General features: G+C 67.8%; 9 protein-coding genes. 2 read left to right on the top strand and 7 right to left on the bottom strand.

The features are described from left to right. Positions 1 to 117: 117 nt before the first annotated feature. From C8K36_RS20295 to C8K36_RS20290, 3 genes are all read right to left on the bottom strand, one after another. Positions 118 to 1,380, bottom strand: coding sequence for a pyridoxal phosphate-dependent aminotransferase (locus tag C8K36_RS20295; RefSeq protein WP_107986338.1), 1,263 nt, complete (start codon positions 1,378 to 1,380; stop codon positions 118 to 120). A 96-nt stretch (positions 1,381 to 1,476) separates the two neighbouring features. After that, positions 1,477 to 1,650 carry a hypothetical protein gene (locus C8K36_RS24900; RefSeq protein ID WP_181319651.1) on the bottom strand — a complete coding sequence of 58 codons (174 nt, stop codon included), beginning with the start codon at positions 1,648 to 1,650 and terminating at the stop codon, positions 1,477 to 1,479. A gap of 97 nt (positions 1,651 to 1,747) precedes the next feature. After that, entirely contained in the window at positions 1,748 to 2,164 is a 417-nt protein-coding gene (locus C8K36_RS20290; protein ID WP_107986337.1) for a TIGR03668 family PPOX class F420-dependent oxidoreductase, read from the bottom strand. A gap of 47 nt (positions 2,165 to 2,211) precedes the next feature. On the opposite strand from C8K36_RS20290, the gene C8K36_RS20285 reads away from it, so the two are divergent. Beyond that, complete coding sequence (locus tag C8K36_RS20285) at positions 2,212 to 4,158, top strand: prolyl oligopeptidase family serine peptidase (protein ID WP_107986336.1); 1,947 nt, start codon at positions 2,212 to 2,214, stop codon at positions 4,156 to 4,158. A gap of 26 nt (positions 4,159 to 4,184) precedes the next feature. Here C8K36_RS20285 and C8K36_RS20280 read toward each other — a convergent pair whose 3' ends face one another. Then, positions 4,185 to 4,766, bottom strand: coding sequence for a hypothetical protein (locus C8K36_RS20280; RefSeq protein WP_420910913.1), 582 nt, complete (start codon positions 4,764 to 4,766; stop codon positions 4,185 to 4,187). A gap of 611 nt (positions 4,767 to 5,377) precedes the next feature. After that, complete coding sequence (locus C8K36_RS20275) at positions 5,378 to 8,557, bottom strand: (Fe-S)-binding protein (RefSeq protein WP_107986335.1); 3,180 nt, start codon at positions 8,555 to 8,557, stop codon at positions 5,378 to 5,380. Positions 8,558 to 9,065: 508 nt separating this feature from the next. Here C8K36_RS20275 and C8K36_RS20270 point away from each other — a divergent pair. After that, the gene (locus C8K36_RS20270; protein WP_107986334.1) at positions 9,066 to 9,692 is read left to right on the top strand and encodes a hypothetical protein; all 627 of its coding nucleotides are present in this window, start codon (positions 9,066 to 9,068) and stop codon (positions 9,690 to 9,692) included. A gap of 75 nt (positions 9,693 to 9,767) precedes the next feature. On the opposite strand, the gene C8K36_RS20265 is transcribed toward C8K36_RS20270, so the two are convergent. Together C8K36_RS20265 and C8K36_RS20260 are read right to left on the bottom strand one after the other, a co-directional pair. Beyond that, on the bottom strand, positions 9,768 to 11,096 hold the full coding sequence (locus tag C8K36_RS20265) for a S1 family peptidase (RefSeq protein WP_107986333.1): 1,329 nt from the start codon (positions 11,094 to 11,096) through the stop codon (positions 9,768 to 9,770). A 151-nt stretch (positions 11,097 to 11,247) separates the two neighbouring features. After that, entirely contained in the window at positions 11,248 to 12,627 is a 1,380-nt protein-coding gene (locus C8K36_RS20260) for a S1 family peptidase (RefSeq protein WP_107986332.1), read from the bottom strand. Positions 12,628 to 12,631: the final 4 nt, after the last annotated feature.

Raw genomic sequence — 12,631 nt, 5'->3', positions numbered from 1 at the left:
CGCAGGATTGGGGTCGAATTTCGTGTCGTGTCAGCCCGTAATCGTGAGCAGATCGGAGGGAAACCCTCTGGAACAGGACATTTCGGCCCCCGATCCGCGGTATCGGGGGCCGTCAGATCACTGCTTGTAGCCCGACAGGAAGTTGCCGAACCGCTCGATCGCCACCGCGAGATCACGCGCCCAGGGCAGCGTGACGATGCGCAGGTGGTCATGGTCCGGCCAGTTGAAGCCGGTGCCTTGCACCATGAGGATCTTCTCCTGCAGCAGCAGATCCTGGACCAGTTTCTCGTCGTCGTGGATCTCGTAGACGTTCGGATCCAGGCGGGGGAACGCGTACAGCGCGCCGCGCGGCTTGACGCAGGAGACGCCGGGAATCATGTTGAGCCGCTCCCACGCAACGTCGCGCTGCTCGAGCAGGCGCCCGCCCGGAAGGATCAGATCCTCGATGCTCTGGTGGCCGCCGAGCGCCACCTGAATGGCGTGCTGGCCCGGGACGTTGGGGCACAGGCGGGTCGACGCGAGCAGATCGAGCCCCTCGAGAAAGCCTGCGGCGTGCTCCTTCGGCCCGGTGATCGCGACCCAACCGGACCGGTAGCCGGCAACGCGGTAGGCCTTCGACAGTCCATTGAACGTCAGACAGAGCATGTCGGGGGCCAGCGTCGCCAGCGAGATGTGCTTGGCGTCGTCGTAGAGGATCTTGTCGTAGATCTCGTCCGACAGCAGCAGCAACTGGTGCTTGCGCGCTAAGTCGACGAGCTGGGTGAGCACCTCCGCCGAGTACACCGCGCCCGTCGGGTTGTTCGGGTTGATGACCAGCAGCGCCTTGGTCTTCTCGGTGATCTTGGACTCGATGTCCGCGATGTCCGGGTTCCAGTCGTTCTGCTCGTCGCACAGGTAGTGCACCGGAGTGCCGCCCGACAGGCTCGTCATCGCGGTCCACAGCGGGTAGTCGGGCGCGGGGATGAGCACCTCGTCGCCGTCGTCGAGCAGCGCCTGCATGGTCATCGTGATGAGCTCGGAGACGCCGTTGCCGAGGTAGATGTCGTCGACGTCCAGCTCCGGGAAGCCGGGCACCAACTCGTACCGCGTGACGATCGCGCGTCGTGCCGAAAGGATGCCCTTCGACTCCGAATAGCCCTGTGCGTAAGGCAGAGCCGCGATCATGTCGCGCATGATCACGTCGGGGGCTTCGAAGCCGAACGGCGCGGGGTTACCGATGTTGAGCTTGAGGATCCGATGCCCCTCCGACTCCAATCGCGCGGCATGCGCGTGCACCGGCCCTCGGATCTCGTACAGCACGTTCTGCAGCTTGGTGGACTGCTCGAGAGCGCGGTGCGGCCGACGGGGACGGGCGGAATCTGGAGTGCTCACGCCCTCCATACTTCCACTCGAGCGCAAATGAAATTCGGAGGGTGCGCCAGGCGCCGCGAGAAGACGTCACAAACCCCGCAGGTGTGAGGTGCGACGGGATCGGCGTCAGATGCAGATCGGATACACCAGCGATCCCAGCGGGATGACGAGGCACAGCCCCACCGATCCCTGCGCGGGCTGTGCTTGCGCCGGTGCAGCCGACGCCGCCGGTGCTGCGAACGCACCGAGTGAGAGCACGATCGCGATCGAGGCGAGTATTCCAGCAATCCTGCGTGTCATGAGAGGAACCGTCCTTCCGAGGACGAGTACAGACAGGGTCCCTCCATCGTGAACCCGATGTGCCCTGTGTCACAAGGGCGTCGAACGCACGATTCGACTACGACGCCGACCATTCACGCCAACCGGACACCCGGACGGCGATCACCGGTCCTGCGGGACGCCTCGACGCGTACTGGCGGTACTTCGCCACCAGGGCGTCGAGCGCAGCGGTCGCGGCGGCCGCCTCCAGCACCTCGGCGCTGCCGTCCACCCGGATCCACCACAGCCGGGACCAGTCGTCGTCGTAGTGGTCGACGATCAGGCTGACCCGTCCGGTCGCGGCGACGTTCGACAGGCGACGCAGGTGCCGGGTCGTCTTCGGCTTGTGGTCCACGGCGGTGTAGACCATGCCGCCGCAGACTGCGAACACCACCGGAACCAGGTGCGGCGTGCCGTCCGCCGACACCGTCGCCATTCGTGCGACGGATGCCTGGGCGAACCGCGCGGGTAAGTCCGGGATCAGGTCCGGGGTCATGGGAAAACGCTACGTCGTCGAGGCGCGGCCGTGGCTAGGGTGGGCGCATGACGTCTCCCGCGCCCGCCATTGCCCCCTATGGATCGTGGACTTCGCCGATCAGCGCCGTCGACCTGGCCGCGAGTGGACATCCGGTGGACGGTGGTCGATTCGTCGGTGACGAGGTGTGGTGGTCCGAACTGCGGCCCACCGAGGGAGGTCGGACGGCGATTCGTCGTCGACGCGACCCCGACGTGGTCGTCGACGTCCTGCCCGCGCCCTGGAATGCGCGCACCCGCGTCCACGAATACGGCGGCGGCGCGTGGACGGTGGCCGGTGGCAGTGTGCTGGTGTTCGCCGAGTTCAGCGACCAGCGGCTGTACCGGTTCGATCCGCTCGCCGACGCCGCGCCGATACCGATCACGCCGATGTCACCCACTCCCTCCTCAGATCGCTACGGCGACCTCACGATCGTCGGCGACGAGGTGTGGTGCGTGCGGGAGCGCCACGACGGTGAAGCGATCGTCCGCGACATCTGCGCAATCCCCCTCGACGGGCGAGCGGAGATCGATCCTGCGGCGGTCCGCTCGATCGTCGGCGGATCCGACTTCCTGGCGTACCCGCGGCTGTCCCCGGACGGTGAGCGTCTCGCATGGATCGCCTGGAACCATCCTCAGATGCCCTGGGACGGAACAGAACTGCGCATTCTCGCACTCGCGTCAGGCGATGTGGGCGTCCTGATGGGTGGCACCGAGGAGTCGGTGCTGCAGCCCGAGTGGGTCGACGACGAGACGCTGCACGTGATCAGCGACCGCAGCGGCTGGTGGAACCTGTATCGCGTCGACCTGCGTCGTGACGTCGCTCCGATCCGTCCGGTCGCCGCAGATTTCGCCGCCCCGCTGTGGCAACTGGGTGCCGTCTGGCACGCCGCCCTCGACACCGGCATGCTGCTCACGACGCGGACGGTCGGCACCGACACCCTCGCCCTACTCGATCCCGCGACCGGCGCTCTCTCCGACATCGTGCTCGACGGCATCGCCTCGGTGCAGATCGCGGACGTCGACGGCCGTCGAATCCTCTTGCGCTGCGGCGGCGCCCGCGTCGCATCGGGCCTGCGCCTGCTCGACCTCGACACCGGCACGCTCACCGATATCCGATTGTCCGTCGACGACCTGCCCGACGTCGAGTTCCTGCCGGAGGCGCAGTCGCTCACCTTCGCGGGCCCGGAGCGTGAGGTGCACGCGCTCGTCTACGCGCCGCGCAACCCGAACTTCACGGCGCCGGACGGCGAACTGCCGCCGTACGTCGCGTTCGTGCACGGCGGCCCCACCGCGCACGTCGCGCCGGCGGTGCACCTGGTGTACGCGTACTTCACGAGTCGGGGCATCGGTGTCGTCGACGTCAACTACGGCGGCTCGAGCGGATTCGGGCGCGAATACCGCAACCGACTGCGCGGGCAGTGGGGGATCGTCGACGTCGAGGACACCGTCGCCGCCGTCCGCGGACTCGCCGACTCGGGCCTGGCCGACCCCGACCGTCTCGCGATCGAGGGCGGCTCGGCCGGCGGATGGACGGTGCTGTCGGCGCTGACGACGTCGGACGTGTTCGCCTGCGGCGTCTCGTACTACGGCGTCGCCGAACTGGTCGAGTTCGTCAAGGAGACCCACGACTTCGAGTCCCGGTACATCGACGGGCTGATCGGACCGCTGCCCGAGGCCATCGACCTCTACATCGAGCGCGCTCCGGTCAACAACGTCGGCGGGCTGTCGTGCCCGGTGCTGTTGTTGCAGGGCCTGTCCGACCCGATTGTCCCGCCGTCGCAGGCCGAACGATTCCGTGCGGCGCTGCTGGACAAGGGAATTCCGCACGCCTACCTCGCTTACGAGGGGGAGGCGCACGGCTTCCGGCGAGTCGAGACCATCGTCAGCGCCCGCGAGGCGGAGCTGTCGTTCTACGGCCAGGTCCTCGGCTTCGAGACCCCGGGCATTCCGCGGTTGGAGCTGTGGCGGCCGTAGGCAGTTGCTCTTCCCACGTGATCCGGCTACGGCTTCGGGGTGTGTCCGACCTGTCCGCTCGGTGGAGGCGAGAGCCGGGCGCGGTCGACGGCGTCATATATCCGCCGGACCACCAGGTGGGGGAATTCGAGATCGTCCCACGTCCACCGTGCGACTTGCCAACCCGCGCCCCGGATCGCGTCCTCGCGCTTCTTCTCCGCCCACACGACGTCGGCGGGGACCTGTCCTTCTGGAACGAGACGGCCGTACTTCCCGCGCCCGTCGAACTCCCCCACGACACCAAGGTCCTCGAACAGGAAGTCGACGCGCCCCAGGTGCTCACCGCCGGCCGCATAGAGGTTCGGCTGGCAGTCCGGCATCGGGAGTTGCTCGCGGATCATCAGCACTCGGCTGCGCGATTCGCCGACGGATTCGGATCGTCCGTCGAGTTGCTCGAAGACGCGGTGGACGCGCCGACGTCCGGCATGTGACGGAATCGCGTCCGCCGCGGCAGCCATCTCCTCGGAGGTGAGCCCCGCCGCGTGCAGCGCGTGATCGCCGGCGACGACGGCCTGCTCGAACGGCAGCGTACGTGCCAGATCCGCCACTGTCCGAGCCACGGTCGTCACGGGGAGTCCGTCGACTTCCGCGACCTCGTCAGGATGCAGTATCGCGGAATGGACATGACGATGCCGGGTGCGTCGACCGCCGGTCGGACGGCTTCGGGTCAGATGTGCGATGGACAGCGGTGTGTTCCAGAGGTCAAGGCCGTGGAGGACTGCCGCGGACTGATGGCTGAGCACCGCATCGGTGGACGCTGCCCGGAGGGTTTCCAGGGCCCGGAGTCGGTGCCGCTCGAAGATGTCCAGAGCATCGAATGCAGCCGCCGGTGCGTATCGCCCCGGTCGAATCCGGCGCCACGTCCTGGTCCGGCACTGCCTTTGAAGTTGATGATCGGCGGCCCCGCGTTGGAGTGCCTCGGTGCGTCGAATGATGTGTGAGTCCACCCGGGCATCGTGCCCTCGTCGTGACGGACCAACCTGCGTCCGTACCGGTTCCGGAGCGAGGCTGGGGACAACCACGGGCCTGTGGATGGATTGAGCCCACACATGTTTTCCCGGGTTCACACAGGCTTTCCGCGTTGAATTCGTGTGTGATGCGGGGAAAGGGTGTGTGGTGTCGGGGGGTGCGGACACGAAAGCGCCCCCACCGCGGACGGTGGGGGCGCTGACGTCGGGAACTACTTCTTGCGGCCCGGGGCCTTGGCGCCGGACTTGAAGCCCAGTGCGCCGGGCTTGGCCTGCGGCGGCGCCGGGGTGGACGCCTGCTGCTTCGGCGCGGGGGCCTCGGCAGGTGCGGCTTCGGCCTGCTGTTCGGGCTCGGGAGCCGACTCAGGCTCGGCGGCAGGTGCGGCAGGTGCAGCAGGCGCGGGGGCGGCCTTGCGGGCGCCCGGTGCCTTCGCGCCGGCCTTGAAGCCCAGTCCGCCAGCCTTCGCCTGCGGCGGTGCCGGTGCCTCGGCGGCGGGTGAAGCCGGAGCAGCCGGAGCAGCATCGGCAGCCGGAGCAGCCGGAGCAGCCGGAGCAGCCGGAGCCTCGGCCGCCGGTGCCGGTGCAGCCTTCGCGCCCGGAGCCTTGGCGGCGCCCTTCATCTGCAGGCCCTTGCCGCCGGGTGCCTTGGCGCCACCCTTCATCGCGAGTCCGCCGGGCTTGGCCGCCGGAGCCGCGGGAGCCGCCGGTGCTTCAGCTTCGGCAGCCGGAGCCTCGGCAGCGGGTGCGGCCGGAGCGGCCGGAGCCTTCGCGCCGGGCGCCTTGGCGGCGCCCTTCATCTGCAGGCCCTTGCCACCCGGTGCCTTGGCCCCGCCCTTCATGCCGAGTCCGCCGGCCTTGGCGACCGGAGCGGCCGGTGCTTCGGCAGCGGGAGCAGCCTCGGCGGCCGGTGCGGCAGCCTCGGCCTTGGCGCCGGGTGCCTTGGCGGCGCCCTTCATCTGCAGGCCCTTGCCGCCGGGAGCCTTCGCGCCCGGAGCCTTGGCCAGACCCTTCATCTGCAGGCCCTTGCCCGCGGGGGCCGCCTGGGCGGCCGGGGTAGCGGCAGCCTCCTCGACCTCCTCGACGCGCTCGGCTTCCTTGACCTCGGCGACAGCCTCCGCGGCCGCCGGTGCGGCGGCGACCGGGGCCTTCTCACGCGGCTCGACCTTGAGGTTCGCGGTGAGCTGCGCGGAATCGAGACGTGTGACGGTCTCGAGCATCATCTGTGCGACGTCGACGACCTCGACACCCTCACCCTCGCCCTGCTCCTGACGGGCGGTGACGCCGTCGGTGAGCATGACGCGGCAGAACGGGCAGCCCGTCGCGATCTTCTTCGGCGACATGGACAACGCTTCGTCGACGCGATCGACGTTGATGCGCTTGCCGAGCTGCTCTTCCATCCACATGCGAGCGCCACCGGCACCACAGCACATCGACCGCTCGCCGTGACGCGGCATCTCCTTGAGCTTGGCGCCCGACGCCTCCATCAGCTCACGCGGTGCGTCGTACACCTTGTTGTGACGGCCCAGGTAGCACGGGTCGTGGTAGGTGACGTCCTCTTCGAGCTTGGCAACCGGGACGAGCTGCTTGGACCGCACCAGACGGTTGAGCAGCTGCGTGTGGTGGACCACCTCGTAGACGCCACCGACCTGCGGGTACTCGTTGCCGAGCGCGTTGAAGCAGTGCGCACACGTGACGACGATCTTGCGCTTCTTGTCCGGGGTGCCGTCGAACACCGTGTTCAGCATTTCGATGTTCTGCAACGCGAGCTGCTGGAACAGGAACTCGTTGCCTGCGCGGCGAGCCGAGTCGCCGGTACAGGTCTCGTCGGCGCCCAGGACCATGAACTTCACGCCTGCGGTCGCGAGCAGCTCGGCGACGGCCTTGGTGGTCTTCTTCGCGCGGTCCTCGTAGGCGCCGGCGCAACCGACCCAGAACAGGTACTCGTAGTCCTCGAAGGAATCCGCGTCCTGGCCGTAGACCGGGATCTCGAAGTCCATCTCGTTGATCCAGTTGAGGCGGTCCTTGGAGTTCTGGCCCCAGGGGTTGCCCTTGTTCTCGAGGTTCTTGAACAGACCTGCGAGCTCGGAGGGGAACTCCGACTCGATCAGCACCTGGTAGCGGCGCATGTCGATGATGTGGTCGACGTGCTCGATGTCGACGGGGCACTGCTCGACACACGCGCCACACGTGGTGCACGACCACAGCGTCTCGGGGTCGATGATGCCGCCCAGTTCACCCTCGATCGACTCGCCGACCAGGGGACGCTCGGCCTCGGCGCGCGCGGCCTCCGGAATCTTCGCGAGAGCGGCCTCGTTCGCGTTGCCCTCGGCGTCGACCAGGCCGATCTCCTCGCCGCCCATGTCCTTGCGGCCACCGGCCAGTAGGTAGGGGGCCTTGGCGTAGCCGTGGTCGCGCAGCGACATGATGAGCAGCTTCGGCGAGAGCGGCTTGCCGGTGTTCCACGCGGGGCACTGCGACTGGCAGCGACCACACTCGGTACACGTCGTGAAGTCGAGCCAGCCCTTCCACGAGAAGTCCTCGACCCGGCCGGCACCCAGGGTGTCGGTGTCGGGGTCGACGTTCTCCATGTCGAGCGCACGGCCCTTGGACATCATCGGCTTGGCCGCGCCCAGTGCGACGTCGCCGTCGTCCTCACGCTTGAAGTAGATGTTCGGGAATGCCGAGAAGCGGTGCCACGCGACACCCCACGTGATGTTGCGGCCGACCACGTACAGCCAGATCATGCCGGACATCAGCTTGACGAACGCGAAGCACGACACCATGACGGCGCTCGACGGCAGCAACTCCGCGATCCGCATCGTGAGGAAGTCGGTCCACGGGTTGGAGTGTCCGGTCATCGCGATACGGCCGGACTTCACCATGATCATGCCGAGGCCCTCGATGAGGACGACGACCTCGACGAAGTACGCAGCGCCGAAGCGTGAGCCACCGAAGCGGGACAACCGCTCGGGGATGCGCGGGTGGTTGAGCTGACGGATCACGATCAGCGTCAGGATGCCCACCACGGTGCCGATACCCAGGATCTCGTCCCACAGGTGCCACACCCAGGTGTTACCGAACAGCGGCCAGTGGAACGTCGGATCGAAGGTCTGGCCGTAGGCCTCGAACCACAGCAGTGCGCCGCCGAGGAAGCCGATCATCACGAGCCAGTGCGCCCAGCCGACGGTGCGGAACTTCTGCATCCGGGTGTGCGCGATGAACTCGATGATCATCTGCTTGAAGCGCGGGAAGAACGGGCGCCAGCGGTCGGGCGCGGACTGCCCGATCTGCACGGTCTTCGCCATTCGCCAGGCCCCACTGAGGAACGAGGCCCAACAGACGAGGCTCAGCAGCACGCCGACGGTGCCCAACGTAATCGTCAGGGCATTCATGTCGAGGCCTTTCGTTTCGGGGCAGCACACGTGCCGCCTGTGGGTCAGCCCACAGATCCTAACCGCTCACAAGTTACCCGTCGGTAACTTGTGTCAACTACCTGTCGGTAACATAGCGCGTAGCTCGGTTTCCTGCATCTTTATCCCGCGCGGTGTTGTCCGGTGGGCGTTTGAAGCTGTTGTTGCAGGAGTCGCCAGGTGGGCTGAACCTCGCGAGCCGGGCTCGATTCAGTTAACGGTATGTGGTGCGGTTGTGACTGGTGTCGCGTAGGTAGTCCTAACTCGTGTGGGCGGGGTGGAATCACTGCATCATTCGGACGTTTGTCCATCGAACGGTATGGATTCATTCGGCGATCGAATTGCGTATTCCTGAGTTATGATTCGCCCGGAATTGGGTGTTCTTCCGCCTCGTTCGCGCAGGTGGGGGCGCGTTGTCACTTCCGTGATCGGGAGATCGAAATCGGTCGGGGGGCCACTGTCGGTAGCCACAGAATGGAATGACCGTCTTATGAAGCTCAAGAAATTTGCCGCGACGTCCGTACTCGTAGTTGCCGCGATGGGGGTGGGGGCCGGCACGTCGTACGCCGATCCGACGCCCGCACCGAGCCAGATCGGTTACCAGGCGCACATCGACGGACCCAGCGTCGTGACCGTCCTCGACGCCGGCGGATTCCGCGTCACCTCGGACGGCAAGTTCGTCCAGGTCCGCGACGATGCCGGTCAAGTGCTCCAGTCTCTGCCGCTCACGTACCGGATCGGCGATCGCGAGTTCTCGATCGCACCGGTCGTCGAGGGACGCCAGTTGACGCTGACGCCCGAGACCGATCCCGCGAAGGCGACGATGGCGGACATCGCGGGCCCGACGCTGCCGCCGCTGCCGATCGATCTCTCGATGCTCGACAAGCTTGCCGAGGGCGTCGACTCCGCCGTCACGGTCGGCACCCTCGTCGGCACGGTGGTCGGCGCGCTGGCTGGTTGCCTCATCGGATTCGCCACGGGGTGCCTTCCTGCAATGGTCACTTTCGCTCCGATCGGTGGCATCGTCGGCACCATCGTCGCCGCCGGCCCCGTCCTGGCGTACAACGGCTGGCAGATCTACCAGACGATGAACGCCCCGGCTCCTGCCGTGGGCTGACGCCGCCAAGAGTCACAACAAGTAAGGGGCCCGCTTCCTCGAGGAAGCGGGCCCCTTACTCCTCTGTGCGTGCGGCTACGACGTGCGCAGCGCCAGTCCCGGGTTGGCGCCGAGGATCGACTTGATCGGTGTTGCCGACAGCGTGGGTCCGCCGCCGGTGACCTGGGCGACGGCGGCCGCGTCGCATGTTCCGATTCCGCCGACGTTCGATGCACTCGAGATGCCGAGTGCGAGGGTGCCGGTCACGATGGGGCCGCCGCTGTCGCCGCGGAGGCCGCACATGTCGGTGGTGAAGCCGTTGTCGATGACGCGATCGCCGACCTTGATGTTCCGGTTGACGCTCGTGACGACGCCGCAGCTGTAGCCGGTGGTGTTGCCGGCCTTGCATGCGGGCGCGCCGACCACGGGATTCGCGGTACCGCTGATGCGCAGGGCCTCGGCATTGGGCACGCGGACCTGGTTGTTGGACAGCAGGCGGGCGGCTTCGGCTGTGGGCCGGATGATCGAGTAGTCCAGCCCCTGCAGGTTGGTCTTCTCGAAGGTGCCGATCGCCGGGCCCGTCAGGTTGCCGACCATGGCGCGGGCCTGGGATGCGTAGGGGGTTCCGGCGGATGCCGGGCTGGGATCGCAGTGGCCCGCGCTGATGTTGACGGACGCGCCGGCCTGATCGACGGCATTGAAACCGAGGGAGCAGCGCAGGCCCATCCCGCCACCGTTGGCGGCGTAGGGGTCGCCGCCGAGGAGGGCGTCGGTGCCGAACTGCGCGACCTCCTCGCCCGTGGTTGTGGGAACGAGCGGGGCGAGCGCCGGGCCGAGAATGACCCGTGCGGCTTCCCGCAGGGCGGGCGGCAGCAGATCGACGAGCGATCCGGCGGCATTCTCCGCGCCGACCACGATCGAGTTGTTCGCGATGTCGACGGTGACGCCGTGGACGAGCTTCGCGATCTCCGGAGGCAGGGTCGCGACCCAGTCGGTGAGCGCCGTGCGGTCGGCGTCGAGGCGCTGGCTGCTGCGCTGGACGTCCGTCGGGGTGAATCCGGCGTTGGTGACGGCGTCGCGGAGCGCGGCGCCGTCGGGGCCCGCGACACCGACGACAGGCGTGCCGGCGGCGTCGAGCCAGGTGCCACCGAAGGCCTCGGGGAACTGCACGCCCGCCATCGCGGCGAACTCGGCGAGCTTCTGAGCCGCCTCCGACTGTTGGAGGTACTGATCGGGCGACAGCTTCAGGTCCCGCTGCAGAGCATCGATCAGTTCGATCGGCAGGTGCGCCGCCTGATCGGAAACACCTGGTGTGGAACCACCGGCGGCGCCGGGCTCGGGCGAGGCCTGAGCGACTGCAGGAGTGACGAGCAGAAGCGCTGCGGAACCGAAAACCACAGCACGACGTGCGAGCGAGCTTCGCATGTGGGCCTTTCTATCGTCTGCCCTGCGACCCTGGACCCCGAGGCGCGCAGAGAGGAACACCCGGCGGTGCGGGTGCTCCGAGTCGGCTTCGACTATATGGGTAGGGGACCGCAGTGCCCACTCGAATCGACCGATTGGCGCGGGGAATCCGTCAGTGCTCGGCGGTTCCGGCGCGCACCGACAATCCGGCGCCGAAACCGCCACCGGAGGTCGCGTTCGCCGAGTCCAGGATGCTGCGGATCGGAATACCGAGATTGGTCGCACCGCCGTCCATGGCGAGGACGAGGTTGGCCTCGCCGCACGACGGCGCCTCGGTGCTGTTGGATCCGCTCGTGATGCCCAGGGCCAGCGTGCCGGTGACGATCGCGCCACCGCTGTCGCCCTTGAGAGTGCATGCGGTGCCTGCGAATCCGCGCACCACGCGGACGTCGTCGGGCGCGACCTCGAGCAGTGTCTCGACCCGTTCGGACGTTACGACTCCACACGTGAACGACGACGTCTGTCCGGACTTGCAGATCGGCGCGCCCGCGACCGGAACAGCGGTGCCCGTGACGGTGAGAGCGCTGCCGCCCGCACCGCGGACCACGGGACGGTCCATTCCGGCACGGACACCGGCGTCGTTGATGCGGATGAGCGAGTAGTCGAGGCCGTCGAGGTCTCCCACCTCGGAGCGCGCGAATCGGCCGATCTCGAGGCTGTCGGGGATGTTGGAACGGTTCGGAAGGAACACCCCCGCGTTGCGGCCGGGCGCGGGGTCGCAGTGACCCGCACTGATATTGACGGCGTTGCCACCGCGGTCCACCGCATTGAATCCGAAGGAGCACACGCTGATGCCGCCTTCGGGAGCGCTCGCCAGCGGGAATGCCGACGTGATGTACGTGTCGCCGCCCAGCGGTCCACGCGCGACCGGCACCGGACCGAACGACTGCACCTGCACCTTGATATTGGCGAGCGTGGTGGGCAGATCGAGGGCGCGTCCGACGGGGCTGTTGGCGATGTCGACGACGACCTGATTGTTCAGGACGTCGACCGTGGCCCGGCCGATCTGGGACGAGATTTCGCGCGGCAGGTCCGTGACCCAGCGGTTGAAGTCGGCGAGGGACGTCTCGAGACTCTCCGACGATACGGCCGCCATCTGCGTCCGATAACCGTCGCGCGCGGCGGTGAGCGCAGCCTCGGGGGTGGTCACCGAGACCACGGGATGGCCGTCGAGGCCCATCCAGGCACCCGCGAACTCGTCGGGGCGTTCGGCGCGGAAGTCGTCGGCGTACGACGCGAGTTCCTGCGCCCGGGAGGCGCGGTCCAGGTATTCCTGGGGACTGATCTTCAGGTCCCGGGTGATGGCTTCGACCAGGTCGGCGGGCAGTTCGTCGGCCGACAACTGGGTGATCTCGGATTCCGAGGAGGCGGCGGGTTCGGCCTGCGCGGAGGTGCTGAACGGAACGAGGACAAGGAGCGCAGACGATCCGACGACGACGGCGCGGCGGGCGAACGAATGCACAGCGGCGCGCGGCGCCAGCGGGATACGCATTGAT

Origin of the sequence: Rhodococcus sp. OK519 (genome assembly GCF_003051005.1) — a bacterium.
Lineage (GTDB): Bacteria > Actinomycetota > Actinomycetes > Mycobacteriales > Mycobacteriaceae > Prescottella.
This window is presented reverse-complemented; position numbering and strand designations above follow the sequence as displayed.